Source organism: Arthrobacter sp. FW306-06-A (assembly GCF_021870055.1).
Taxonomy (GTDB): domain Bacteria; phylum Actinomycetota; class Actinomycetes; order Actinomycetales; family Micrococcaceae; genus Arthrobacter.
Genome location: NZ_CP084555.1, coordinates 19198 through 43303, shown reverse-complemented (window position 1 = coordinate 43303; position 24106 = coordinate 19198). Strand labels below are relative to the sequence as shown.

At 63.7% G+C, this 24106-nt stretch carries 26 protein-coding genes and 1 pseudogene; 18 read left to right on the top strand and 9 right to left on the bottom strand.

The features are described from left to right. Together LFT49_RS22590 and LFT49_RS22585 are read left to right on the top strand one after the other, a co-directional pair. Positions 1-756, top strand: a 756-nt coding sequence (locus LFT49_RS22590) for a DNA methyltransferase (protein WP_272912579.1), incomplete at its 5' end; no start/stop codon positions are given. Between the two features lie 56 nt (positions 757-812). Then, positions 813-3722: a DEAD/DEAH box helicase family protein gene (locus LFT49_RS22585; RefSeq protein WP_237430812.1), complete on the top strand. Its 2910-nt coding sequence runs from the start codon at positions 813-815 to the stop codon at positions 3720-3722. A 59-nt stretch (positions 3723-3781) separates the two neighbouring features. On the opposite strand, the gene LFT49_RS22580 is transcribed toward LFT49_RS22585, so the two are convergent. From LFT49_RS22580 to LFT49_RS22545, 8 genes are read right to left on the bottom strand one after another with little or no spacing between them, the layout of a single operon-like run. Then, positions 3782-4207 carry a DUF4913 domain-containing protein gene (locus LFT49_RS22580; RefSeq protein ID WP_237430811.1) on the bottom strand — a complete coding sequence of 142 codons (426 nt, stop codon included), beginning with the start codon at positions 4205-4207 and terminating at the stop codon, positions 3782-3784. Beyond that, complete coding sequence (locus LFT49_RS22575) at positions 4200-5969, bottom strand: type IV secretory system conjugative DNA transfer family protein (RefSeq protein ID WP_237430810.1); 1770 nt, start codon at positions 5967-5969, stop codon at positions 4200-4202. The genes LFT49_RS22580 and LFT49_RS22575 overlap by 8 nt, the downstream gene beginning before the upstream one ends. Further along, positions 5969-7561: an ATP/GTP-binding protein gene (locus tag LFT49_RS22570; RefSeq protein ID WP_237430809.1), complete on the bottom strand. Its 1593-nt coding sequence runs from the start codon at positions 7559-7561 to the stop codon at positions 5969-5971. The genes LFT49_RS22575 and LFT49_RS22570 overlap by 1 nt, the downstream gene beginning before the upstream one ends. After that, complete coding sequence (locus LFT49_RS22565) at positions 7561-9072, bottom strand: SCO6880 family protein (protein WP_237430814.1); 1512 nt, start codon at positions 9070-9072, stop codon at positions 7561-7563. The genes LFT49_RS22570 and LFT49_RS22565 overlap by 1 nt, the downstream gene beginning before the upstream one ends. Before the next feature lies 1 nt (position 9073). Continuing rightward, entirely contained in the window at positions 9074-10372 is a 1299-nt protein-coding gene (locus tag LFT49_RS22560; RefSeq protein ID WP_237430808.1) for a hypothetical protein, read from the bottom strand. Continuing rightward, the gene (locus LFT49_RS22555) at positions 10373-11098 is read right to left on the bottom strand and encodes a hypothetical protein (RefSeq protein WP_237430807.1); all 726 of its coding nucleotides are present in this window, start codon (positions 11096-11098) and stop codon (positions 10373-10375) included. 14 nt (positions 11099-11112) lie between these two features. Then, entirely contained in the window at positions 11113-11400 is a 288-nt protein-coding gene (locus tag LFT49_RS22550; RefSeq protein ID WP_237430806.1) for a hypothetical protein, read from the bottom strand. 14 nt (positions 11401-11414) lie between these two features. Beyond that, positions 11415-12032: a DUF6668 family protein gene (locus LFT49_RS22545; protein ID WP_237430805.1), complete on the bottom strand. Its 618-nt coding sequence runs from the start codon at positions 12030-12032 to the stop codon at positions 11415-11417. Positions 12033-12145: 113 nt separating this feature from the next. Between LFT49_RS22545 and LFT49_RS22540 the strand changes: the two genes are divergently transcribed. The 10 genes and pseudogenes from LFT49_RS22540 to LFT49_RS22495 all read left to right on the top strand — a co-directional run bounded on the left by LFT49_RS22540 (position 12146) and on the right by LFT49_RS22495 (position 19713). After that, positions 12146-12421 carry a helix-turn-helix domain-containing protein gene (locus LFT49_RS22540; RefSeq protein WP_237430804.1) on the top strand — a complete coding sequence of 92 codons (276 nt, stop codon included), beginning with the start codon at positions 12146-12148 and terminating at the stop codon, positions 12419-12421. Between the two features lie 24 nt (positions 12422-12445). Next, positions 12446-13513: a CHAP domain-containing protein gene (locus LFT49_RS22535; RefSeq protein WP_237430803.1), complete on the top strand. Its 1068-nt coding sequence runs from the start codon at positions 12446-12448 to the stop codon at positions 13511-13513. An 11-nt stretch (positions 13514-13524) separates the two neighbouring features. After that, positions 13525-14040: a hypothetical protein gene (locus LFT49_RS22530; RefSeq protein ID WP_237430802.1), complete on the top strand. Its 516-nt coding sequence runs from the start codon at positions 13525-13527 to the stop codon at positions 14038-14040. 9 nt (positions 14041-14049) lie between these two features. Next, on the top strand, positions 14050-14580 hold the full coding sequence (locus tag LFT49_RS22525; RefSeq protein WP_237430801.1) for a hypothetical protein: 531 nt from the start codon (positions 14050-14052) through the stop codon (positions 14578-14580). A 55-nt stretch (positions 14581-14635) separates the two neighbouring features. Next, on the top strand, positions 14636-15034 hold the full coding sequence (locus LFT49_RS22520; RefSeq protein WP_128190659.1) for an ArsR/SmtB family transcription factor: 399 nt from the start codon (positions 14636-14638) through the stop codon (positions 15032-15034). Continuing rightward, entirely contained in the window at positions 15031-15909 is an 879-nt protein-coding gene (locus LFT49_RS22515; RefSeq protein WP_237430800.1) for a permease, read from the top strand. Before LFT49_RS22520 ends, LFT49_RS22515 begins: the two co-directional genes overlap by 4 nt. A gap of 43 nt (positions 15910-15952) precedes the next feature. Further along, the gene (locus tag LFT49_RS22510) at positions 15953-16114 is read left to right on the top strand and encodes a hypothetical protein (RefSeq protein WP_164877222.1); all 162 of its coding nucleotides are present in this window, start codon (positions 15953-15955) and stop codon (positions 16112-16114) included. An 80-nt stretch (positions 16115-16194) separates the two neighbouring features. Beyond that, positions 16195-17181, top strand: coding sequence for an IS481 family transposase (locus tag LFT49_RS22505; protein WP_237430799.1), 987 nt, complete (start codon positions 16195-16197; stop codon positions 17179-17181). Further along, positions 17177-18100: pseudogene (locus LFT49_RS22500) on the top strand (chromosome partitioning protein ParA); the annotation flags it as partial. The gene LFT49_RS22505 and the pseudogene LFT49_RS22500, both read left to right, overlap by 5 nt. A gap of 1166 nt (positions 18101-19266) precedes the next feature. Next, complete coding sequence (locus LFT49_RS22495; RefSeq protein WP_237430798.1) at positions 19267-19713, top strand: hypothetical protein; 447 nt, start codon at positions 19267-19269, stop codon at positions 19711-19713. A 166-nt stretch (positions 19714-19879) separates the two neighbouring features. Here LFT49_RS22495 and LFT49_RS22490 read toward each other — a convergent pair whose 3' ends face one another. Further along, positions 19880-20161 (bottom strand): hypothetical protein, encoded by a 282-nt coding sequence (locus LFT49_RS22490; RefSeq protein WP_237430797.1) that lies wholly within the window; start codon positions 20159-20161, stop codon positions 19880-19882. 390 nt (positions 20162-20551) lie between these two features. On the opposite strand from LFT49_RS22490, the gene nrdH reads away from it, so the two are divergent. The 6 genes from nrdH (at position 20552) to LFT49_RS22460 (ending at position 24039) form a co-directional block, all read left to right on the top strand. Then, positions 20552-20821 carry a glutaredoxin-like protein NrdH gene (gene nrdH / locus LFT49_RS22485; protein ID WP_237430796.1) on the top strand — a complete coding sequence of 90 codons (270 nt, stop codon included), beginning with the start codon at positions 20552-20554 and terminating at the stop codon, positions 20819-20821. A gap of 29 nt (positions 20822-20850) precedes the next feature. Next, on the top strand, positions 20851-21255 hold the full coding sequence (locus tag LFT49_RS22480; protein WP_237430795.1) for a hypothetical protein: 405 nt from the start codon (positions 20851-20853) through the stop codon (positions 21253-21255). A gap of 56 nt (positions 21256-21311) precedes the next feature. Next, a complete protein-coding gene (locus LFT49_RS22475) occupies positions 21312-22268 on the top strand; it encodes a DUF3560 domain-containing protein (RefSeq protein ID WP_237430794.1) in 957 nt (318 codons plus the stop codon). Between the two features lie 132 nt (positions 22269-22400). Next, positions 22401-23216, top strand: coding sequence for a ParA family protein (locus tag LFT49_RS22470; RefSeq protein ID WP_237430793.1), 816 nt, complete (start codon positions 22401-22403; stop codon positions 23214-23216). Positions 23217-23220: 4 nt separating this feature from the next. Continuing rightward, positions 23221-23646, top strand: coding sequence for a ParB family protein (locus LFT49_RS22465; RefSeq protein WP_237430792.1), 426 nt, complete (start codon positions 23221-23223; stop codon positions 23644-23646). 27 nt (positions 23647-23673) lie between these two features. Further along, positions 23674-24039, top strand: a complete 366-nt coding sequence (locus tag LFT49_RS22460; RefSeq protein WP_237430791.1) for a hypothetical protein — start codon at positions 23674-23676, stop codon at positions 24037-24039. The last annotated feature ends 67 nt before the right edge of the window (positions 24040-24106 follow it).

The following is a 24106-nucleotide window of genomic DNA, read 5'->3' as shown; positions in this document are numbered from 1 at the left end:
GGCCGCACAGTGATTCGAGGCGACCTCTGGAAGGGCTTCCATCAGGACATGGGCAATGTGTCGCGGGAAGGAGGAGTCGCGTTCAACAACGGGAAAAAGCCCGTCCGTCTGATCAAGCAACTCATCCGTTGGGCTAACAACAACCCCGACGCCGTTATTCTGGACTTTTTCGGAGGCTCTGGAACTACAGCTCACGCAGTGATCGACATGAATTCCGACGACGGTGGTCACCGCCAGTGCATCCTGATCACGAACAATGAAGTGAGTCGAAAGGATGACTCGCAGCTCCGTCGCCGGGGGCTTGAGCCTGGTGATGAAGAGTATGAAGCGCAGGGCGTATTCCATGGCGTCACGAAACCGCGTTTAGAAAAGGTGCTGGAGGCTGTGGAAGACCAGTCTGCGGTCTTCCTGGAGGTTACCTACGAGGACGAGAACTTGGTGGCTCTAGGACGGAAGTTCGAAGCGGTTGCCCCACTGATATGGCTAAAAGCAGGTGGCACCGGAGAAATAATCGACAAGATCGACCCAACTGGGTTGTCGGCCCCTACAGATGCGACCTACGCGATCATCTTCGATACGGACGCCGCGGGGCTCGCGATCGAGGCCCTACACGCGGGTATCCATCGAGTCTTCATTGTGACCGACTCTGAGGCCGATTTTCGTACCATTGTGGCGGCCCTTCCAAGCCGTCTCCAAGACACCGCTGAACGCTTGTACTCCAGCTACCTGCGTTCGTTCGAAATTAACCGGGGCTGATCAAGATACGATGCAAAATCAATCCGGCCAGATGTTCCTGATGGGGGAATGACCACATGCGCTACGAGCTTTTCGACTACCAACGAGAGGCTGTCGAGAAGCTGGTTCACCAGATCCGGCAGCGGCAGGCCGGGTTCGCCGGACCGTACCCCGAGCACAGCGCTCTTATCCTCGCGGCGCCTACTGGCGCAGGCAAAACCGTTATTGCCACTGCCGTGATGGAACACCTCCTGGGCGAGTCAGATATCCTCGACGAGTCTGAGGGTCGCACCGTGCTCTGGGTAACCGACGACAAATCGCTGAACCAGCAGACGCTCCAGAAGATGCTCGTAGCCTCGGATCAATGGTTCACGACAACATTGATCGAGTCCGGCTCGTTCGACCAAGAGACGTTTGAACGACGCGCCCTGTACTTCATGAACACTCAAGCGGCTTCCAGTACAACGAGGCTCGCGAACAATTCGGACACCCAGTCATATCCGATCTGGGAAACCATCGCGAACACCGTCAAGAAGCTTGGCAAGGATTTCATCGTAATTATTGACGAGGCTCACCGCGGAACCCAGCTCAATCGCGACGCCCCGACAACAGTCGCGAAGATCATCGACGGCACTCCGGAGTACGGCCATGAGCGCGTCCCCGTGGTCATTGGTATTTCTGCCACTGCGCAGCGGTTCGAAACGTCCATGCGGTTGAACTTTTCCAACCACGAGTCGAGCCGCATCGTCTCCACAGTCACGGTGAATGTACAGGACGTTAAAGACTCCGGGATCATCAAGGACAAGGTGGTCCTGTTTTCTCCCCACGAAGCCGGCTCCGTAGAGGCAGACACAACGCTCATGCGCCTCGCCGTGCAGCGCGTGAAGGACTACGAGAACAGATGGGTGACTTACAGCCTGCAAGAGGGACTCGAAAAGCCGGTCAAGCCAGTGCTCGTGGTGCAGGTCGAGAATGGCGCCAGTGACGACCAGCTCGGCACACTTGCTGGGATCGTGAGGGAGGAGTGGCCTGGGATCGAGATGAAGAACATGGTGAATGTCTTCGGCGAACACACAACGCGCAATACGATCCACGGCAACATCAACTACATCGAACCCCATCTGGTCGAATCGCAGAGCGACGTACGGGTCGTCTTTGCCAAAGATGCGATCACGACTGGATGGGACTGTCCCCGCGCTGAGGTCTTGATTTCATTCCGCACAGCGGAGGAACCGACTTACATTGCTCAGCTGATAGGGCGCATCGTCCGCCAGCCGCTTGCTCGTCGGATCATGTCGGACGAGTCTCTAAACGGTGTCTACTGTGTTCTCCCGAACTTCAACGGTAAGCAGGTGAGCAAAGTTGCTGGCTTCTTTAACGAGGGACCCGAGGGAACAGAGGCACTTCCGTCGGTCGTAACCGTTACGGTAAACAACGCATTCAACGAAGACCTGCTTATCGGGGACCTCGACACTGAGCCTGAAGTCGAGCTGGAGCAGGTCAGAAACGAAGTCAAAGCCGGACACGCAACGACAGAGCAAGTTGACCGTGCTATTGGGGGGAATGCTTTTGTCCCTAGTGCGACCGATGTCCCGCCGGCACCGGAAACCACTCCTAATAAGGGCCCAGCCACGGAGGCTCGTAGGCCGGACAAAGACTCTAACCCGGCTGAGGCGGAGGCTCTGCCTGCGACCGCTGCTGACCTACCTGGGCAGGCTTTGCCCAGCCCTAGTTTGCCCCAGAAGCAAACCTCGCCGAAACGGCCGAAATCACTGATTGCTGCCCTGGAATCGATGCCCACGTACACTATCCCGAACCGGCCAGCGAAGGGGTCACACATAGCGCGCCTTCACAAGCTGGCAGCGTTGCTCTCCGGTAGTAAGCTCCAACCCGAGGCCAAGAAGGCCGCGGATAATCAGCTGCACGCGTTTCTTGATGGGCTAGCGAAGACCAAGGCCGAGGAGCTGGACAAGCGTGTCGAGGCGATTGCGACCGTTGTAGTAGGGTCCAAGGTTTTCACCACTGACGGCCAGGAGCTCGTTGGCGACCTCGAAGCGCAGAAACGCAACGTCCGCCTCGACGAGCACAACATCGATGGGGTATTCAAGGAGGTCAGCCGCCTTCACCTCCGGGACGGTCTAGCAGACTCGTACTGGAAAGCGCAGACCTCCGACGAGGACTCCGATGTGCTCGACGCGAAGATTAGGATTGCAGCGCTGGGTTCCATGCCGGAGATCGCCCCCTTGGTTGAAGCCCGTGCTGAGCAGCTCGTGGACGAGTGGCTGGACAGGTTCAAGTTGCGGATCAGCGAGCTCGGGGAAAAGTGGCGCAAAGAGTTCCAGAAGCTCATTGGAGAGACTCGTCGCCCTTCAGAGGGCAAGATCGTTATCCCGAATTCGATTAGCACTGATCTCTCCGACAGCGGTAACAGTGAGGACGCTCTCTCAAAGCTCCGCCAGTCGCCCGAGAACCGATACACGAAGCACATCTTCTCCGACCCGGGCGCTAGGGATGGAACCTTCTATACCAAACTGAGCCCTTGGGAGGACAAGATTATCCGGGCCGAGATTGCTCGGGATGACACAGTTGCCTGGTACCGGAATACCCCTCGTGGGGGTGAGAAATCCCTCTGCATACCGTACGAAACGGTGAAGGACAGTAAGAAGACTTACGCGGGGATGTACCCAGATTTCATTGTTTTGCGAAAGGAAGAAACAGGCAAAGGCTCGAAGCTTTGGCCTGTCATCATCGATCCGCATGGGCACCACCTACCAGACTCGTCCGACAAGCTGCGCGGCCTGATTGCGTATGCGGAAAAGCACGGCGCTAAATTCAAAGCCATTTACCCAATCGCATACGACGCAACGGACAAGAAGAGCCGCGCGATACCGTTGCATCTCGCTGAGGTTCGCGAAGCTGTCCTTGCCGACCTCGACGCTGGCATGAACCTGGTGGAGCTTTACCGAAAGCACGGCGGCCAAATCTGACATCTCCGGAGGAGAAGTTCTCGTGCTCCACATAGAATCCCCGTTCGATAGAAGCGAGGCTAGAACAGCCCTGCAGGAGGCTCCTCACAGGGCAGCGGGGAGAGTTTGGAGCGGTGTCCGTCGTCCGGGCTGCAGCCCTTGAATGGCCCATCAGCTGAGAGCAGCACGGACATGTGATGGTCTGCATGGTCGCGCCACCACACGCTCATTCCCGTGGTTCCGTCCAGACGCAGAAACTCCCAGGCCCGCCAGAGTGCTTCCAAGCGGCTGATCGCTTCCGCGTGTTTCCACCACTGCGGGCACCAGGTCACTCCGCCTTGTACGTTGAGCTGCCGGCGGTAGGTGGTGGCCAGCTTGTCGCTGACGAACTCCGCGACGTTCGGATAGAACAACTCAGGCGCGGCCGCGTCGTCCTCAGCCGGCTCGGTGGCATCAGCTCCGGAGTCCTCCAGCTCGTCGTCCCACTCCCCCAGTCCCTCACTCATCGGAGGCACCCGCAGTGATCCAGCGGTTGCCGGCAGGGGACGTCGGGCGGTTGGCCGGATCGTGCGCAGCGATTGACGCCCGCACTGCTTCTGCATGCGGGCCGCTCATCCAAGGCACCGTTTCCAGAAGTGCAGCGGGGGTACCGGAGGCGAACATAATTGCACGGCCCCGAGGGAACGAGGCAAGGTCCGAAACGTCGAGGGTGCGTTCCTTGCGGTCATCGTCGTGGCTGTAGGAAGTCCCCTGTTTGGACCGGCTTTTGGTCATGTTGGAGTAACGGTACTCCCCCACCAGCTGCGCGAGCTCGTTCAGGAACTCAGCTTCGGCCACGCCGCCGCCGTAGACCTTGATATTGGCTGCGCTCCACAGCTTGCGCATCCCATCACGGCCCCAAACCTCCACGCCCTGGGACCAGGACTGGAGGATGGTCATCAGAACGATGCCCCGAGATCCGTAGTGGCTGTACAGGTTCGGCAGCTCACGCCACCGGCAGACGTTGGCCGCTTCGTCTAGGACACCGATCATGGGCGTGGCCAGCCGGCCGCCAGGAGAGTAAACGGCCAGCTCTTCGGCGGCCTCGACCGTGGCCACGGTCAGCGCCGTCACCAGCGGGCCGGCGGTGCCCTTGCCCTCTTTGGAGAGGCTGTACAGCGTGCCCTTGGACCGGACGAACTCTGCGGGATCGAACTGCGGCCGCTCGTCGTTTTCGCCCTGTGGAGTCACCCACCGGGCGACCTGACGGTTGGTGAGGCACGATGCCATTTGCAGCGCCGTACCGTACACGCCGCCGCGCTGCTTCTCGGGCGCGTTGACGACGCCGCCGACAGCGTTGGAGGTCTGGAGGAATCCGCGGGCCTTGAGAATGTCCACCGCTTCGTCGTCCGCCGGCCTGGTCAGCCAGGTATGAACCTGCGTGATCGGTCGGCCGTCCAGAGCCGCGGCGAGCAGGAGGCCGGCCAGGAGATCCTGGCCGGCAGGATCGAAATAGGCATCCGTTTTGGCATCCGGGCCACGGGAGCCGGCGGCGAAGTGGTCAGCCAGGCGGGCCGCCCGCACTTCGTCCGTGACGTAGCTGAGAGGGTTCCACCACCAGGTGGGTTCCTCGAGCGCGACCGCCTGGGGATCGAAGACCCAAACCGGCCCATCGGCGGCCCGGACGTCGCGCGTGCCGTCAACGATGTCCCGCTTGTTTGAGGTCACCAAGGCAGCCCCCGGGGCGGCCAGGATTGCCGGGATGGCCCGGGAGGTCGTTTTACCAGTCCGAGGCCCCCACACGTCGACGTGCATGTCTTCCCAGGAGCCGTAGACCATCTGCCCGCCCAGGACCGTTTTGCCGATAGGGACACCGGGCGATCCTTTGACGCCCAGGCGCTCGGCCGTTGCCGTCGCCCCTCGCAGGCTCAGCGCGCGCAGATCCCGGCCCTTGGCCATGTGCTGGGCGGCGACGTCCACGCGGGAACGCCTGGAACGGCGGCGTAGCACGGCCCGCACCACCAGGACTGCCATGGCCACGATCACGACGCCGATGGCGATCAGAACGCCTGTGGCGGCCGCCGGCCACGTGACCTTGTGTGCGAACAGGCCGAAGACCAGTTCAAAGGGGTTGGCCGGCAGCTTCTGGCCGTCGCCGGCAATCATCGACCCTAGGTGAACGGCTCCGGTCACCGAGCCGACCCCAAGCACCACTACGGTGATGAAGATCCAGAGCAGGATCGTCTCACCTGTGAGCTGGGACCGCTTGCCGCCGTTTGGTGCACCCATCAGTTTTCCCCTTCGTCGTGCCAGCGCTTGTTCGTGTCGTGCAGGGATTCCTCAACGCTTGTCAGCTTGAGCGCCACCGGGACACCCGGGCGGCCGCCGACTTTGAAGAGGAACTTTCCCAGGCCAGGACGGACGCGCTTGCGCGAGCCGCCGACGTCTGTCCACGACCCCGGATCGGCCCAGGAGATGAGACGGGCCTGCTCGGCACGCGAGAGCGTGACGGCCTTGTTTAGCTTCTCCATCTCGCCGCCGGGCAGTGCCCCACAGACGACCATGCCGGAGCGTTCCACAAAGCCGCGGGCCTTCATCCGCTCGGACTCGGTTGGCAGGGCTTCCAGGTCACTCATGGTGTGCGTGATCATGGCCTGGCCAACGCCCTCGGTTCGGTTGAGCCGCGTCAGCGAGTCAACGCGGTCCACCATGCCTTCACCGGAGCGCAGCGCCCGCCACAGCTCGTCCATGACGACGAAGTAGTTGCGGCGCGGCTCCAGGCCGGCGTCGGCCAGGGTGTGCGCCACCTGGACGGTGGCGAACCCGGTTGACCAGCAAGCTAGCAGCGAGGCTGCCTGAATGTCCCGCTGCGTGTCGGAGATCCCCGAGAGGTCGAAGACGACCGGCTTGGTGAGGTCCATCGGCTGATCGGTGGGCTGGGAAAACATGTCCGAGAAGCGGCCTGAGCCGTCCAGCGAGTACAGCGACTGGCGCAGCTGGTCCGTCGCGTCCAAGTATCGGCTCATGTCGCCACGGTCAAGGGCAATCGCCCGCAGCTCGTTGGGAGCATCCTTGATGACCTCGATCAGATCCCCGATCAGGGGCACCCGGTCCAGGCGCTCGTCCAGGATGTGCAGTGCGCGGTCGATCAGAGATTCCTCGTGCGCGCTGGGTTTGGCGTTGCGCACAATCGTGATCAGCGCCGTGATCATGTTCAGGCGCCGGTTGTGCGAGTCCGCCATGAGCTGTTCGGCCAGCTTCTCCGCCTTCACAGCTGCAGCGAGCAGCTGCGCGGCCACTTCCTGGTCCGTGGCCCGGTTGGCTTTTGCCCGGTGTTCTTCGGCCGAGGCGAGCAGCCGGACAGCTGCGCCCGTGGCTTCGCCAGGGTCCAAGACATTGAGATGGCCACGGCCCGGCCCCAGGCTGATGACCTGGCCGTCCAGCGCACGGATGAGATCAACATAGTCGGGCTTCAAATCGCCCAGGATCAACGGGTTGATCCCCCGACCGGCAAGACCCAGGACGATGTGCCGGACCAGCGTGGACTTGCCGTAGTGCGGCAGTCCGAGGACGAACATCGACGGGTTGTTGATCATCCCGTGCATGAACCAGCTGATCGGATCTCCCCCGAAGGGCGCTCCGGTGTCGGTGTGGACACCGATCGGCACGCCCACAATGGGGGTACCGCTGCCGCCCACGAAGGGCCACAGCCCGCAGACCTGGACGGAGGTGCCGCGCCACTCGTCGGCGGCCGTGACATATACGGCTTCGCCCTGCCCGCGTCCACGCCAGCCCCGAAGGCCTGGCCGGCGAACGACGGCGGCCGGCAGAGTTCGGGTGCCGGCGGGAGTGCGCTTGTGCTTGGTCTTGCTGCCGAACATCACATGGCCTCGCGGATCTCTTCGGGCACCTTCAAGTGCTTGGGCAGGACCAGGCCAAGCGGCAGGGACGCGGCGAAGGCCGAATCCTGGGAGCCGTAGACGCGGCGCAGCAGCAGACGGGCGGATGGGCCGAGATTGCCCTCCACAACGGCTACGGCGTCATCTAGGTCACGCGAGGAAAGCACCGTGGCCGTGACGATCAGGCCGAAATTGACCAGGCCGGCCCCTTTGGCCTCTTCCGCTGCGGTGGCCTGAGCGGCGCGGGCGTCCACCAGAGCGCGAGCAGTAGGCCGGTTGGTCGACGAGGCCCGGGTCAGGGCGCTCGTCTGGTCAGACTCCACAATGGCAGCAGCGCGGCCTGACTCGATGGGCCGGTACAGCAACGTGACACGCTTGCGGTCGATCTCCCCGTGCGGGGCCACGAGACGGGCGAGCACGGAAGCCAGCACGTGGCCGCGCGGTGCTCCGGTCATCGTCCAGGACACCGAGTGCCCTGAGTCGTGGCGGTAGGTATCCCACCCGGCCTGATGTGCGGACGGCCCGACGTCACCCCATGTCAGATCAACCGGAGTGCCCTGGTAGTGGGCTTCGTCAATGAGACGGGCGGCCGCCGGATCATAAGCGACCCGTACGACCTCGCACAGCTCCTGAGCATTTAAGGGCGCGCAGGCACCGGCCCCGGTGGATTCCAAGCGTTCGGTCAGGCCAGGAAGGCGCGAAGCAAGATCCTTGGCGATCTCTTCCGCCGTGCGGCGCTTGCCACCGGACCGAGCGGCAGCACTGAACGTCAGCGCGACCCATGCCCGAATCGTGGCAGATCCCTGCGGGTACGTCTCAAGGGCTTCCCGCAGCATGGCCTTGGCTATAGCCGGAGCATCCTCGTGGATGTTCGACTCCACTTCCCGGCGCAACCGCGCCCCGGAATCGGGCGCGGTTTCAACCGTGACGGACGCGGCTACGACGGCTGGCTCATTCGACAGTGACGCCAGCCAGCCGCCCCAGTTGGCCACCCATGCGTCCACCTGCTCGGGATCAACCAGGGACGCACCATCGGGCTGGGTGCCGAAGACCACCGTGTAGTGGGCGGTGGACGGGAGGTGGATCAACGCAAACGGCCGGCCGTAGGAGTCCGCGAACTCGTAGAGCTTCGAGCCGGCAGAGATCCCCGGCAGCTGGAACTCGCCCCAGGGCGTCAACCCCAGAGGGCCGGAACGGTAGATGTTCGCCTTCTTACGTCGTGCCGAGCGGAACGCCAGTCGGGCGAAAGCCCGCTCCCCTACGGACTTGTTGTGCTTGTCCGTTACCGAAACGACGGCCAACGCCAGCCCAAGGACGAGCAGGGCAATCAGGCCGGCGAGCCAGCCACCGACGAAGAAGCAGATCACGGTGATGATGAGACCGATGAACAGGCCCGCTGTAGCGAGCCCGCCCAGCGTTCCGATGCCAGCCTTGCGCGGCCGCCTCCAGTTGCCGTAGGTCGGTTCCCGGTACGTGTTCTCGATAGCCGCCATGTCAGGCACCCCCTGTTGATTCTTCACTCATGTTCTTAACAGCCCCGGCGGCCGCCTGGCCGGCCTCAACGCCCTTCTGTGCAGCGAGCACGCCCACGCCAATCGGGCCGGCTGCCGCCGCTGCGCCACCGCCGGCAGCGCCACCGCCGGATGCTGCTGCTCCGGTCCCGGAGTGCGCACCTGTCGCACCGGCCCCCTGGCCGCCAGTCTTGCCGGCCGTACCTGACGTTCCGGCAGTGCCCTGGCTCCCCGTCCCCGAAGGTCCTTGAGAACCAGAAGACTGATTAGACGTGCTGCTCGTTGTTGTGCTGGACGATCCTCCGCTGCCCCGGCCGGCACTGCCCATGTTGATAGCGCCCGAAGCTAGGCCGCCGACCGCGCCCGCGGCCAGGGCACCACCACCACCGGCCACGGCGCCAACCATCGGCGTGACAAACCGCATGAGGGCCGGCATAGCGAACAGGGCAATAACCATCAAGGCCAGCCCAGTTACCGTCGTGAGGAGGGCCGAGCCGAAGTCCTTGCCGTCACCGCCGTTACCAAATATCTTGGTGCCGCTGAGCTGGAAAGCCGTAGCGTAGATGATCGCCGCCGCCGGCTTATAGAGAATGAAAGCAATCAGCCAGGCTGTGCACTTTTGGAACCAACCCTTACCGGCCTCGGTGTTTGTAAACGCTGCGGCCGTAGGGAAGATCCCTGTCAGGACGACGAGCAAGCCGCCACGGATGATCATGAGCACGATCTGGAGAACGGAAGCGAGAATCGCAATCAGCCCCAGGAGGATGATCATGATCGAGCCGATCGGACTGGTGGACGAGAGTGCCAACATGGCAGTGATGTTGTCGTTAAACGACGTTCCATCCGTGGAGTTGTTGATGATCCAGGCAGAGAACTGATCCGCCGCGACGGTGAGCAAGCCGACCGCTGCCACGCCGGCCCCCGAGACAACGATCAATGTCGCGAGCGAACGTACCAGGTCTCGCAGGGGTGCTCCCCTGCGTTCGATGATCATCTTGGCCGCTCCCACGAGCACAGACAGCACAGCAAGAGCGGCGGTCCAGAAGTAGAGACTGTTCTGCAGGAACAACACCGGATCACTCGCGGTGGACCCTCCTGGCGCAGTTGTCAGGTTGGGAGTTCCGACGTTCACCCAGAACGTCCCAAGAGTCTTAACCGTCTGCCCCACGGCATCAGCAATCGCTTTGGCCATGTTCTTGACCGCATCGTCTGCGGCATCTTCAATTGCCGTTCCCGCATGGCATAGAGGATTGAAAGCGTTCCATCCTGAGCAGTCGGCCATTTACACACCGGACCATTCGATGTACCCGCTGAGGTCCGCGATTTGCCGGGCACCGGCGTCCCCCGTGGCAGGAACGACGATCTTCCAATCGCCACCGAACCACTGCAGCGGAACCGGAATGGATATAAAGGCCCCGTTAGCTCCCTTGAAGGCAAGATCAATGACGGTTCGCTCCGAGTCGTAGGAGCGAACCGTGAACCCCGCCAGCTGGGCAGCGACAGATTGCGGGGCGGCGCTCGGCGAGGATTTCAGCAGCGCGTCACGTTCCGGCCCCGGAACTGCCAGCTGCTCGTAGACCAGAGCCGCTTTACCCGAACCCGAAAGCGCAGTCACGTTTACGGCTGCGTACAGTGCCCCCATCGGAGAGTGTGCAAAGCATGAGCGGAGGCCGTTGGCTTCCGTTTTCCCAGGGCCGAACTGCTTGGGCGACGTCGGTGCAGCAATCTTTCCGACCAACTCCCACTTGGTGTCCGCCGGCGGGGTGGCCGGCTTGGCTTGGTCACCGGACGGGAGTCCGCACACGCTGGCCGCCGAGGTTGCGCTCGGCTGGGCGCTGCCGGTGCTCGTGCCAGTGTTGCTCGGTTCAGGTGACGGCGTGCCGCTGCCTTTGGGTACCAGGGCCAGGATGATTCCAAGCGCAACAATGATCGCCACGACAACAGCCGAGATGATGAACTTAGGCTTGGTCAGCGGATTCTGGTCTTCGTTCACTGTCGGTTCCGTCATGGCTCCACTCCTCCTTAGACCAGGGCACCAACGACGCCGCCGGCGGAGGCTGCCAGGATGCAACCGCCCAAGACCCAGGCAAGACGGCCGGCGTGCTCGCCGCCCTCACCGCGCCGGTTGTTGATCATCATCGATCCGGCGGTGATCAGGATGCCGGCGACGGCCAGGCCGAAGACGATCCAGGCGACCCACTTGAGGATCGTCAGCAGGCCGGCGGAACCGGGAGGGGCCTCGCCTGTGCCCGGGTTCGGGATCTCGGTAATGACAAAGCTGGACCATTCCATGGCCTTGGAGAACAGCATGAGTTTTCCTCTTTCTAGTTGGCCGGGAGTCCGGCGGTGGTGATTGCTGCGATTCGCACATGGTCAAGCACGGTGCGGGCTTCCTTGGGAAGTTCTTCGGGCGGCACGTTGTGACCGAAGCGCCACGCCTCGATCCAGGGGACGTGCCACAGGTGAGGTACTCCCCCGCCCACGACGCGGGCGAACTCGCGGATTTCTTTGGGGAGCCGTCCAGGAGCGTCGGCCAAAACGACGAGGCCGGCGACGCGGATTCCTGGGACAGTTCCCGATGCCCATTCGGTGGCGGCCAGCTGCGCAGCGCGCAGGCCTGACACGTTGGTACGGGCCACGAGGACGACGGTGGATCCAGAGGCGGTCAGCGGCCAGTGGTGCTCAGCTGCCCTGGTGTTCTTGTCCAGGCGCGCAAGCGAGGTTTCACCCGCGCCGCCGTGGACGCCAAGCCACCAGAAGTCCGGGGTGATCCCCGAGACGTTCCATCGAGGAAGTCGGTCAGCGTGGTCTGGTTGCGGGACGCTCAGTTGCGGCCTGGTTGCGCCGGTGGGAACGAAGGCCGGTGGCTCTTCGACGCCGGGAGTCGGTTCCTCCACGGTTTCAGCGCCGAAGGTCACCCACCGGTTTTTAGAGATTGACATTTAACATCCCCCTGTCATGTCCGCAATGATCGTATCTGTAAGCAACGTCATCAGGAGGCCTCCATGTACGCAATCATACTAGATCGTAGTAAATCATGCTGTATTATCGCATCATGGAGTGGGGCGGCGCGCTAGTGGACCGTAAGTACCTGGACGCACTGTTTGGCGCGTATCCAGAGCGGATGAATGTCCAGCAGCTGGCCGAGGCGCTGAATCAGTCAAAGCAGACCACCTATAAGTGGCTACAGCACGGCGTGATCCCCGCCTACCAGATCGAGAAGACATGGTTGATCTCGCGCGATGAAGTGCGGGACTGGGTGTGGGAGAACCGCAACACGCTCCGAGATGGCGGCACTCCAGCACCGAACGAGGACCAAGACCAGGCCTAGCAGCATTGAATGTGAGGGGGACACATGCAGTTTCAAAAGAGCGGGCCAGTGCTGGTTGTCGGGGCGGTTCTGACGCCGATTGTCCTGGTTCTGTCCATCATCTTGTTCGGCGGCGGCTCCCAAGCCGCCGCCGACGTCTGTTCACCCAGTGGCGGCAGCGTCAGCGTTGACGAGAGCAAGCTGCCCAAGGTTGCGGTCTCCGGATACCAGGGCGAGCAGCTGAAGAACGCCGCCCTGGTGATCAACGCCGGAAAGGCCCTTGGCCTGTCGGCCAGAGGACAGACCATCGGTGTCATGGCAGCCATGGGAGAGTCCGGCTTGCGCGTCCTGGACCACGGCGACGGCCCAGGCCCAGACTCCCGAGGCCTGTTCCAGCAGCGCGACAACGGCGCGTGGGGGTCCTACCAGGACCGCATGAACCCCACGGCCTCCGCCACCAACTTCTTCAAGGCACTCCAGGAGGTCAACGGCTGGGAACAGCTTGAACCGACCACGGCCGCACACAGGGTCCAACGCAATGCCGACCCTTTCCACTATCAGTCCTATTGGCCGGCGGCCGTGGAAGTCGTCGCCGCCCTGGGCGACGTCAAGACGACCGATACGGGCGGCGAAAGTTCCTGCGGCATCCCCGGCGAATCCGGCAAGGGCGATGACCTGCCGTGGCGTACGGCCCAGATTTACCAGCCTTCTCCGTTGGGCATGTACAACCGCGAATGCGTTGACTTCGCCCTCTGGCGTGTCAACCAGCAGCTGGGCAGCACCAGTGCCCCTTACAAGGTGCACAACAGCACCTTCCGGCCTGATGGTGCTGTGCTCGGCTCCGCTCTCACCTGGAAGGACGGCTGGGACGCCAAGGGCTGGCCCACCGGCCAGACGCCCCGCGTCGGCGCGGTCGTCTGGTACGCCCCCGGCGCGGGGGGCTCTGACGGTACCTATGGCCACGTCGCCATCGTCAAGGCCGTCAACGGTGACGGCAGCTACCTGGAAGAGGGCTACAACGGCAACCCCGCACCGAACGACCACAGCCACTACACCCGCACGGTCCAGAACGGCACTCCTAGTGCCTTCCTGTACCTGCCTGGCAGCAAGTAACCGGAGGAATCATGAAACGCACCCTGACAGCCCTTGCGGCCGTGCTCGTGTGCACGGCCTGCGCGCCAGTGTCCAGCACAACGCCCGCGGAACCGCCGCCCAGCACTACCACCACGGCGCCAGCCACGCTCAGCGCCGGAGGCAAATCCCAGGCCCCCGGAGGCACGGCCCCTGCCACCCTGGGCATTGCTTGGGACGAACCGAGCAAGACGGCTGCGCTTGAAACCGCCACCAAGGCCATGAAGCTCTACGCGCGCCCGACAGTCAACGACAAGGTCTGGATCCAGGAGCTGGGACAGCTCCTGACCGGCCAGGCCGCAGCCGATTACCAGTACGTTGACCCCGCCAACATCCCGGTCACGAAGATCACCGGAACCGGCCAGCTCAAGATCGATGAGCACAACGGCTTCGGCTGCCATGTCGTGTTCCCGACCGACGCCGGCGACTACGACGTGCAGCTGCTGCGCAGCGCGGCCGACAAGCCCTGGCAGGTCAACCGCTTCACACCCCCGAACGGCACCAAGTAAGGACAGATGATGGAAACTCAAGCACTCGACTTCCCCAAGATCGACGCCGTTCTGCGCGCCAACGGAACCGGCGAGGTCACAATCAACGGCACGTCCCACGCGATCCAGGCCGACGACGAAGCCGCCGTCCTCAGCCAGGCGCTGCGCCTCATCACCGACACCGCCGCCGAGCTCGGCCGGCCCGTGAGGGTCAGCACCACGGACCCGGACGGCCAGGGCCTCATCATCGTCTCCCCCGAGGGCGTCGTCAGCGAGGCCGCCCCGGCCAAACCCAGCCCTCGGCGGCAGCAAGACCCCGTGCCGGCCATGGCCGCCCCTGTGCCATCGCCAGCCGCCGCCCCTGTGCCTGCGTCGGCTCCCTCCGGCCCTGCGACGGAGGAAGTGCCCGAACCTACGGCCGCGCCCGTAACGTTCGGCGCGGCTGCCCAGCGCGCCAAGGAACCAGCGCCGGCCGCCGAAGCAGCTGTTGCGGAGCCCGCCACGCGCCGGAGCCTCAAAGAGACTTCGTTCCTCGTTAGCTGTACTGACCAGGGACGTTGATCGTTAGACAAGTGCCCACTTGTCACACAAAGAAGCGCTTGTCTATAGTGTGGGTATGACAGTTTCACTGGATGTTGCCATGCCGCGCACGGACCTGTCGGCGCGGGATCACGCGCGGATGCTTGCTCCGTTGTTGAAGCCTTTGTCAGACGAGAACAGACTGATGATCGTGCTGACGCTTGCGGCGGGGGCGTGCTCGAACAAGCAGTTGCAGGAGGCCACCGGGTTGAGCCAGGCGCTGGTGAGTCACCATGTGGCAGCCTTGCGGGAAGCGCGGCTGATCAGTGTGCGGGCCGAGGGCCGGTCCAACATCTACGAGCTGTGTTGTGAGCAGTTGGCGGCGCCGGTGCAGTGGCTCGCTCACTTGGCGACTCTCACTCCAGAGGGACAGAAGGCGTGCTGCACTGCCCCAGCAGGGGAGGGTCAGGCATCGACTGAGGGTGCTGCGCGGTGATTCATGCGGTACAGACCTTCGGGTTGATCCTGGTCGAGTTGCTCGTCCTGTTCTCGCTGATCTCGGTTCTCGTTGCGCTGGTGAACCGGCGGTTCGGGCCGGATCGGATCCAGAGCTGGATGGCCGATGGGCGCCTTCCCGGCCCGGTCAAAGGGCTACTGCTGGGGGCGATCACGCCGTTCTGTTCCTGTTCGACGCTGCCGGTGCTGGCTGGGATGTTGAAGTCGGGGGTGGCGTTCCGGACGTCGATGACCTTCCTGATCTCGTCACCGCTGCTGGATCCCATCATCGTGGCCGGGGTGGTGCTGCTGTTCGGCTGGCGTATCGCGTTGGTCTACACGGTGGTCACCGCCGCATGGTCCCTGCTCGCCCCCCTCGTATGGGAACGACTCGGTATGGCCAGCCAGCTCAAGCGAGTCAAGGTCGTCGGCGACGACAGCACCCCCCGCCCCTGGGCGGGACTGCGCAACGAGATCCGGCCCGCACTCGGCGAGGCCTGGGCCGATCTGAGACCGCTGCTCGTCCCGATGGTGCTGGGTGTCTCGGTCGGTGCATTTATCTACGGTTTCGTGCCTCAGGACCAACTCGCCGCGGTCGCTGGCGACGACAAGCCATGGGCCGTGCCGTTGGCCGCCGTGCTTGGCGTTCCGCTTTACGTGCGGATCGAGACGATGTTGCCCATCGGCTTGGCCCTCAGCTCGGCCGGTATGGGGCTAGGGGCAGTGTTCGCGCTGATGATCGGCGGCGCCGGAGCCTCGCTCCCCGAGATCTCGATGCTCACCGCCTTGTTCAAGCCCCGACTGGTCGTCACTTTCGTGGTCACTGTCATCGGCACGGCCATCGCCGCTGGCTACCTCATCCCACTGATCGCCTGACCCCACCACCACATTCCCAACCACACGAGGAGAACAAACAACCATGGGACTCAAGGACCTCTTCACCGCACGCAAGCAGGACAGCAGTTGCTGCGGAGCCCAGATCGTGCCCGACGATGACGACCAGCCCCAGAGCGAGCAGGGAACGCCCACCGAGACGGCTGCCTCTTCAGCGCCGAACCGCGAGGACACGGACGGCAACTGACATACCGAATCGATGGGGGCTGCACCACAGGGTGCAGCCCCCATCACCGTCTCCACCCGCTCGTCACCAGGAAGACCACCATGCCCCACGCCAATGCCGCCCTCACACCGCGTCACCGCTTGAAGGTCGCCCAACTCGTCGTCGACGACGGATGGCCGATCAGCGAGGTTGCCGCCCGCTTCCAGGTCTCTTGGCCCACCGTCAAACGCTGGACCGGCCGCTACCGAGCGGGCGAGTCCATGCAGGACCGGTCTTCCCGACCGCACCACTCACCGAACAAGATCAGCCCGACGGTCACTCGCCGCTGTATCCAGCTGCGGCTACGACTCCGAGAAGGACCCGTGCAGTTGGCGTGTCGGCTGGGGATCGCGCCGTCGACGGTCCACCGGATCCTGACCGACGCCCACCTGAACCGGCTGTCGCATGTGGACCGCGCCACGGGGGAACCGGTGCGCCGTTACGAGCACGACCATCCCGGCGCGATGCTCCACGTCGACGTGAAGAAGCTCGGCAACATCCCCGACGGCGGAGGCTGGCGCTACGTCGGACGCCGACAGGGCGAGAAGAACCGGGCAGCTACACCAGGCAAGCTCAGGAGCAAGTACTCCGACCCGTTGATGGGCAAGGCCTACGTCCACACCGTCATCGACGACCACTCCCGCGTCGCCTACGCCGAGATCCACGACGACGAAACAGCCCACACCGCCACCGCGGTCCTGGTGAGGGCCGTCGAGTGGTTCAACGCCCGCGGGGTGACCGTCGAGCGGGTTCTGTCGGACAACGGCGGGGCATATCGCTCACACCTGTGGCGCGACACCTGCGCCGAGCTCGGTATCAGGCACAAACGGACCAGGCCGTATCGCCCTCAGACCAACGGCAAGATCGAGCGCTTCCACCGCACCCTGGCCGACGGCTGGGCATACGCCCGCTGCTACACCTCCGAGACGGAGCGCCGCGGCGAACTCGACGGATGGCTGCACTACTACAACCATCACCGGCCCCACACGGCCTGCGGGAACCAGCCGCCCTTCTCACGATTGACCAACGTCTCCGGTCAGTACAGTTAGCGCGCCCGTGCTGGAGCCGGCTACGCGCGGCTGGCGCGGCGCTCTCAGCCGGCTGGGCTTCCGTATGGACCCCTCGCCCGAAGAGATGGCCGAACGGGAAGACATTCGCACGGTGAGCCAGCACTGGCCCGGCCCCCGAACGGTGGCCGTCGTTAACCGCAAGGGCGGCGCGAACAAGACGCCCACTGTCGTCATGCTCAGTGCGATCCTGGCCCGTTACAGCGGCGCGGCAACTGTCGCCTGGGACAACAACGAGTCCCAGGGGACGCTTGGCTGGCGCACGGAGAAGGGCGGCCATGACAACAGCGTCCTGGACCTCATCGACTCATCCCAGGCACTGCTCTCCCCCAGCGCCCAGTCGGCCGAGATCGCTCGGTTCGTCCACCACCAGACCTCAGACAAGTTCGACGTTCTGCGTTCGGACGAGAACGACGAGGGCGACCACGAAGTGACGGCCGAGGAAGTGGACATTGCCCACCAGGTGCTCACTCGCTACTACCGGCTGATCGTCATGGACTCCGGTAACACCGCCAGGGCCGCCAACTGGCGGCGGATGATTCACCACACGAACCAGCTCGTGGTCCCCGTGACAGCCATCGAGGACCGTGCCGAGGCCGCACGACTGACCCTCCAGACGCTTGAATCCCGTGGCGGCCACGACGCCGAGCTGGCACGCAACGCCGTCGTGATCGTGTCCGAGTCCACCGACGCCAAGCGCAGCATGAGCGGCGACGCTCTCAAGCGCGCCAAGGACGAGGCCCGCAGGATCGCTGACGGTTTCGCACCGCACGTGGGCGCCGTCGTCCGCATCCCGTACGACCCCGCCCTGGTAAACGGACCCATCCGCTACGACGCCCTCCAACCCGCTACCCAGCGGGCCTGGCTGGCTGCAGCGGCTGCCGTCGCTAAGGGGTTTTAGATGTGGCCTGAAACGACACGCCGCACCGTATACCCAGCTCCCGGCGTTTCAGAAACTAACGTGAGGGACATGGCATTTCAGAAACGCGCACGCGGAGGGCGACCTTCTAAAGGGGACCGTCACGTTCTGACTACCCGGCTCCCCGTTGCAGACGCAGAAAAATTGTTCGCTGTGGCAGATCACCAAGGGCAGTCAGCTAGTGAGTTCATTGCTCATGCCGTTGCTGAAAAGCTCGCTGCCATTGATATGGCGTCCGTTACCGGCCAAGGGGAACTGCCTATCGGCCGCATCGCCTCTTAAACGAAGAAGGCCCACCGTGAGGCGGGCCTTCGTCTGAAGTTATAAAGCTCTACACCCACTTGCTTGGCGGCTCTCGGGTGAAGGGCTCCCACAGTCACACCCTCTTTTCAGAAAGGTACTGCATGGGCTCTAGTGTACATGCGCGCCCTTTAAACGACAGTGATTCACGGCCTTTTCCGCGCCAACGCCGTGTCAACCGCGCGCGCGAAACCGACTCGGCAGTTGTCCTGGCCTCAGTACCCAAGGGCAGCGTGCGGGCAGCCCATGGCCGGCAGACCATGGCCGCGCTACTCACGCACGAGAAGTTCGCGCTGCGCAACCGCAACGGCCGCGCGACCATCGTCGCTGTCCTCTGCGCCCTCATTGAGCGCGCAGACTACGAGAGCATGACGGCGCGCCCGGGCTGGGAAGCCCTCATCCAGGCCACAGGGACGTCCAGGACGACTGTGGCTCGTGTCCTGCGCCTCCTGGCCTCCTGGGGCCTAATCGGCCGCGTAGCGTCCGGCAGGCAGGCTAAATACGCCGCCGCCGGCCCGGACGGGGAACGCATCAACGAAGCAGCCGTCTACGTTCTGTGCGCACCGTCGCCGCTGGCGCTTGTGAACAAAGTTGGCACCCCTCCCGCCCTAGGCGGTTCTCACCTTAAAGAGAAAGAGTTAACCCATACACGCGCGCGAGGAAAAAGCTCTCAAATCGACGTGGCTCCGCCACGGCTCATTCCTGCAGGCGCCGCAAGCGGCGCAGCTGCCGCACAGGTGCCATGGCGTCCAGAACTGCAGTGGCCAGCTCACCGGACGACAAAACGCCATGGACAGCGTGTGGCCGCCGCGTCCGAGATCCGCTATCGGAGCTTTCCCCTGCGTTGCATGACGGCCAAGGACGTCGCCAGCTCCTGCCGGGACTTCTTCCTGGCTGGCTGGACCGTCGCGGACATTCTGCACGCCCTCGACTGGCGGCCTGACGGCACGCTGTGGCCGCACAGCGGCGCACCGGACACCAAGGACGCCTGGCGGATGCGCGGCTGGCTGAGGCACCGCCTCAGCGCCTGGCGCACCGAGGCCGGCGAGCCGCTGCGCTCCCGCGATCAGCAGGCAGCGGCCCGCGCTGCTGCTCTCCGCCGTGAGCAGGAGGCCGAGCGCCGGAGGATCCTGGAACGCCAGGCCGAGCGCGCGGCCCAGCTGGACGCCGGCGAGTCCCCCGCCAAAGTCACCGCCATTGCGGAGATCCGCGCCATGTTCGACGCCAACAAGCGCCCGCGTTCCGGTCGTCGCGCGGCCGCGCAGCCGAACCGGCCGGGTCCCCTCGATGGGTAGCCTCTCGCCCACATGTGCACAGCAAAAGCAATCTCCTTCGGGCTTTTCCTGCACACATGATGGACGACAGGAACCAGCTGACCGCCTGCACACAACCGCCAGGTCACCACGCGCAGGAACCTCACCCACCACAACCGGCGGATGTGCACAGCCTCCTCAAACGGTCTTACACCACTTGCGCGCCGGCCGCGCGGGCGGTCACGTTCCACTCATCAATCCGGGAGCCAAGCATGTTGCTCAGCTCCCGTGCGGTTGTTGAGTGGAGGTAGTGCCGGACGCCATGAATCGTGACCTCGATGCATTCCCCCTGGTCGTCACCAGTCAGCGCAACGCCCACATGGCCGTCCGGCCAGTTGTTGGGCACCTCCGGCTCATGTGTCACCGCGACCGGTTCACGTATCACCTTGATCTGCTGGCGTTCGCCCTTCAAACGGCTTGCTTTCCCCACGTTCCTCCTTCATCCAAATGGTTCAGCAAGTATCCCTGACGACGGCCGACGGCAGCGGCACACTTCCCCATGGTCTAAGACAAGAGCGCCCGACTCCCCCACCCGCTTGGGCCGGGTTCTTTCAGCCTTGGACGACACGGGACAACGAGGCTAGGCCACCTTGACCAGGCACAGGAACCACCGGGGCCGGCTGGGTTCTAAGGCGCTGGGGGATTTGCGCTGAGGTGCTGTCCGTTCTTGCACCACACCCACCGAGCGCCGCGCACGCCAGGAACGAAACCGTCAAGACGGAGCCGAAAAAACCCCGAGAAATCAAGGAAAACCGTTGACCTCTAATGCTTCTAATAGTACTATTAGAAGTGAAAGTAACAAACGAAGGGGGAACCTGAGATGAGCACGGAAACAGCAGTCGTCACGGTCTACACGAAGCCGGCGTGCGTCCAGTGCAATGCCACTTACCTGGCCTTGGGCAAGGCCAGCATCAGCTATGAGTCGGTGGACGTCACCGCCTCCCCCGAAGCCTTGGAATACGTCCAGGATCTCGGTTACTCCCAGGCTCCGGTCGTCGTCGTCAATGCAGACGACGAGAACCACTGGTCAGGCTTCCGGCCTGACAAGATCGGCCAGCTGGCCGCCGCACTCAAGCTCGAATGCCCGTAATAGTTCCATTAGAAGTAAAAGAGGCAACCATGACCGAAACCATGCAGCAGTACAGCCAGGCCGAAACCAACCGTCTGATACGGGCCGAGCTGAAAGCGTCCTATCCCGGAACCAGCTTCACCGTCCGGGCCTGCAACGGGGCCGGCATCACTCAGACGGTCATCGGCTGGGAGATCCGCTACCGGCCGACGTCGGTCGAGTTTGACGGCTACTTCTCCCCCGAAACCTGCGAGCTCGCGGCAGGGCCGAGCGAGGCGGAGATCGACGCTCTGGCAACCCGCTACAGCTCCTGGGAATGGACCGGCAACGACGGCGTGAGGGACCAGGCGCCCGAGCGCCTGGTGGCCACCGAAACTGGCGAGCTGCCTCATCTGGTCCGCTATGGGGCCGGCAACGTCACGGCCTACCCGAGGTATCGAAACATTGACCTCTAACAGTTCTAATAGTACTATTAGAACTGTTAGAGGTACTTAGTGAAAGGAGATCGACAATGACGATCATTACCCACACCCGCGAGGCGGGAACTCTCATCGAAGGCACCGCGAAGGGCGACGGCTCCAACACCATCCTCAAGGCGGCCGGCTGGCACTGGTCCCGGAACCTGGGCACCTGGTACGTGCCCCACACGCGGGACAGCGCAGCGCGCCGGCACCTGATTAATGACACCGCCGAGCAGCTGCGCGAAGCCGGTTTTGCCGTAGAGGTCGAAATCAACGACACCGCCAGGCCTGCGGCCACCGTCGAGCAGGACAAGGCCCAGCGTGCGGGGGAGAGGGCCGAAGCTCTGGCCACCCGTGCAGTGCGCAGGGAATCGGCAGCAGAACACGCGCAGCAGCTGGCACGCGCGGCCGACGCCCGCCTTCCCGAGGGAGGAGAACCGATCAAGATCGGCCACCATTCCGAGAACCGGCACCGCAACGCGATCGCCAGAGCCAACCGGGCGACCCGCCGCGCTATCGCCGCCGACCAGGAAGCCAAGCAGGCCGCCGAACAGGCAGACACAGCAGCACTGGCCACCATCCGGCGCTACAACCCCGTTACCGTCGCCAATCGCCTGGAAACCCTTGGCGCGGATCTGCGCCGCGCAGAGCGCCAGCTGAACGGCCACACGCGCACCCTCTACAAGACGGGGGATACCCGCTACGTGGAGGCGTCAGAGCCGGCCCAGGGAGACTACGCGGACCGGCTGCAGGCACGCATCCAGGAGCTGCAGGACCAAATCAGCTACTGGGAAGGAGTCAGGGCCGAGCAGATCGCCGCCGGCATGGCCGGCAACTACAGCCCGGAGACGATCAACAAGGGGGACCAGGTGAAGTTCCGAGGCAGCTGGTACGAGGTCCGGCGAGTCAACCGCAAAACAGTCACCATTCCCTCCATGGTCGGCGGCAGCTGGACCGATACGGTGCCGTACCACGAGCTGTCCGGCCACCAGCCTAAAGCGTTCTAAAGTTATCCTCTATTACTTCTAATAGTACTATTAGAAGTAATAGAGGTTTTCGACGCAGTGTGGTGAAATGGCGCGGAAGTGCTGGACAGATTCACCCCTAAAACTACTAATAGAAGTATTGGAGGTATTTATATGAGCGCGCAGATCATCGCCATATGCAATCAAAAGGGCGGCGTCGGCAAGACGACCGTCACCGCGGGCCTTACGGAAGTGCTGGCCCACCGCCTGGGCAAACGGGTTCTCCTGGTAGACGTCGATCCCCAGTTCAACGCGACGAGCAACATGGGTGTCAGCGGACCAGAGTTCACCCTGAACGACGTCCTGGCCGGGGGAGAGGGCAACGAGGTCATCCCCGGAGTCATGGCCGATGCGGCCGTGCCGGCCGGCACGGAGTGGCAGGCCGACGCTGAGAAGGGCCAGGAGTGGCCGGCGGTCCACTTGGTTGCCGCTGAGCGCGCCCTGGCGGGCCGGGAGCAGGACCAGATGATGGGCAGGGAGCACCGGCTCCGGATTGCGCTCGACGGGGCCACGGAGGCCTATGACGTCGTGCTGCTGGATTGCCCGCCGTCACTGGGCCAGCTGACGATCAACGCCCTGGTGGCCGCTCACAGTGCGCTCCTGGTAACGGAGCCGCGCGCATCGTCCGTCGAAGGACTGTCCGAGATCGTCAAGACCCTGGGCAGCGTCCGTAGCCTGTTCAACCCGAGCCTGTCGCTGGCCGGCATCATCGTCAACCGCGTGAGCAAGCGCAAGAGCGACCAGGCCGAATGGATCGAGAAACTGGAAGCGGACTACGGCGCCCAGCTGCTGCCGCCGTACCTGCCCGAGCGGGAGGCTTTCGCCAAGGCAAACTCGGCTGCGGTGCCGCTGCGCAACTACGGCCCGAACGGCCGCGAGCTGCTGGACCGTTTGGAAGAGATCGCACGCACCATCACGAAGGAGGACTAGAACCATGGCAGAGAACCGACGACGGGGGAGTGCCCCGGACAAGGAAGCCCTGGCAGCTCTAGGAACTCCCGGCACGTCGAGGCTGCGCAAGGCGGCCGCCAGCGACGTCGTGACCGAGCTGGCCGGACAGGCTGCCGCTGCACCGGCCCCGGCCCCTGTTGAGCCAGCCGCTAAACCGGCCAAGGCAGATCGGCCGGCGAAGGCCGCCCCGAAAAAGACCAGCTTCTACCAGCAGGAAGAGGACGCCGACCGGATGCGCGCCGCGTACCTGAACACGCAGATGCACACCCGCTACCGCTCCCTGAGTGAATTCATCAACGCCGCCATTGACGAGAAAGTCAGTGCCCTGGAGCAGACTTACAACGGCGGCCAGGAATGGCCGCCCCTGGCCGCCCGCGAGATCCCCCAGGGTAAGCCCCTCGGCAGCTGACGCCGACCACCGAGAGAGGAAAGCACCATGGACGAGGAAACCCCCGAAGTCATCCGCGCGGCGGATGACGCCTACGAGGCAATCCGCACGATCAACCACTTGACGATCACTCAGGTTCACGCTGCCCCCACCGTCTACAGCGTGCTGGGCAACCTCAAGGGAGTGGGGCACCTGCTGCCTCAGGCGTGCACGCAGCTGGCCAAGTCTCTTGGCCGATCCCTGGACGAGTACGACGTGTACGAGGACGACGACCGCGACCCTGTTGCCTCCGTGGCCACCGCCACGGACCACTTGACCAGGGCGGCGCAGCTGGCGGCGGAGCTTGGGGCCGAACTGGAGAAGGCCCAGAGCGCCATTTCGCGCCAAGGCTACCGCGAGACGCCAGCTTCCTAGTAGGTGAGGGCAAAGAGTGACCTAAGTGGCTCAGACACCGTGCTCGCCCGACTGATTCAGAAGTAGG

What these genes read in the sequence shown, in the direction of transcription:
- LFT49_RS22510 (WP_164877222.1), top strand. Translation starts at nt 15,953, where the DNA reads ATGGGACTCAAGGACCTCTTCACCGCACGCAAGCAGGACAGCAGTTGC.
- LFT49_RS22585 (WP_237430812.1), top strand. Translation starts at nt 813, where the DNA reads ATGCGCTACGAGCTTTTCGACTACCAACGAGAGGCTGTCGAGAAGCTG.
- LFT49_RS22530 (WP_237430802.1), top strand. Translation starts at nt 13,525, where the DNA reads ATGAAACGCACCCTGACAGCCCTTGCGGCCGTGCTCGTGTGCACGGCC.
- LFT49_RS22550 (WP_237430806.1), bottom strand. Translation starts at nt 11,400, where the DNA reads ATGCTGTTCTCCAAGGCCATGGAATGGTCCAGCTTTGTCATTACCGAG.
- LFT49_RS22460 (WP_237430791.1), top strand. Translation starts at nt 23,674, where the DNA reads ATGGACGAGGAAACCCCCGAAGTCATCCGCGCGGCGGATGACGCCTAC.
- LFT49_RS22555 (WP_237430807.1), bottom strand. Translation starts at nt 11,098, where the DNA reads ATGACGGAACCGACAGTGAACGAAGACCAGAATCCGCTGACCAAGCCT.
- nrdH (WP_237430796.1), top strand. Translation starts at nt 20,552, where the DNA reads ATGAGCACGGAAACAGCAGTCGTCACGGTCTACACGAAGCCGGCGTGC.
- LFT49_RS22475 (WP_237430794.1), top strand. Translation starts at nt 21,312, where the DNA reads ATGACGATCATTACCCACACCCGCGAGGCGGGAACTCTCATCGAAGGC.
- LFT49_RS22495 (WP_237430798.1), top strand. Translation starts at nt 19,267, where the DNA reads ATGACGGCCAAGGACGTCGCCAGCTCCTGCCGGGACTTCTTCCTGGCT.
- LFT49_RS22535 (WP_237430803.1), top strand. Translation starts at nt 12,446, where the DNA reads ATGCAGTTTCAAAAGAGCGGGCCAGTGCTGGTTGTCGGGGCGGTTCTG.
- LFT49_RS22560 (WP_237430808.1), bottom strand. Translation starts at nt 10,372, where the DNA reads ATGGCCGACTGCTCAGGATGGAACGCTTTCAATCCTCTATGCCATGCG.
- LFT49_RS22505 (WP_237430799.1), top strand. Translation starts at nt 16,195, where the DNA reads ATGCCCCACGCCAATGCCGCCCTCACACCGCGTCACCGCTTGAAGGTC.
- LFT49_RS22545 (WP_237430805.1), bottom strand. Translation starts at nt 12,032, where the DNA reads ATGTCAATCTCTAAAAACCGGTGGGTGACCTTCGGCGCTGAAACCGTG.
- LFT49_RS22520 (WP_128190659.1), top strand. Translation starts at nt 14,636, where the DNA reads ATGACAGTTTCACTGGATGTTGCCATGCCGCGCACGGACCTGTCGGCG.
- LFT49_RS22570 (WP_237430809.1), bottom strand. Translation starts at nt 7,561, where the DNA reads ATGTTCGGCAGCAAGACCAAGCACAAGCGCACTCCCGCCGGCACCCGA.
- LFT49_RS22540 (WP_237430804.1), top strand. Translation starts at nt 12,146, where the DNA reads ATGGAGTGGGGCGGCGCGCTAGTGGACCGTAAGTACCTGGACGCACTG.
- LFT49_RS22575 (WP_237430810.1), bottom strand. Translation starts at nt 5,969, where the DNA reads ATGGGTGCACCAAACGGCGGCAAGCGGTCCCAGCTCACAGGTGAGACG.
- LFT49_RS22525 (WP_237430801.1), top strand. Translation starts at nt 14,050, where the DNA reads ATGGAAACTCAAGCACTCGACTTCCCCAAGATCGACGCCGTTCTGCGC.
- LFT49_RS22465 (WP_237430792.1), top strand. Translation starts at nt 23,221, where the DNA reads ATGGCAGAGAACCGACGACGGGGGAGTGCCCCGGACAAGGAAGCCCTG.
- LFT49_RS22565 (WP_237430814.1), bottom strand. Translation starts at nt 9,072, where the DNA reads ATGGCGGCTATCGAGAACACGTACCGGGAACCGACCTACGGCAACTGG.
- LFT49_RS22480 (WP_237430795.1), top strand. Translation starts at nt 20,851, where the DNA reads ATGACCGAAACCATGCAGCAGTACAGCCAGGCCGAAACCAACCGTCTG.
- LFT49_RS22470 (WP_237430793.1), top strand. Translation starts at nt 22,401, where the DNA reads ATGAGCGCGCAGATCATCGCCATATGCAATCAAAAGGGCGGCGTCGGC.
- LFT49_RS22580 (WP_237430811.1), bottom strand. Translation starts at nt 4,207, where the DNA reads ATGAGTGAGGGACTGGGGGAGTGGGACGACGAGCTGGAGGACTCCGGA.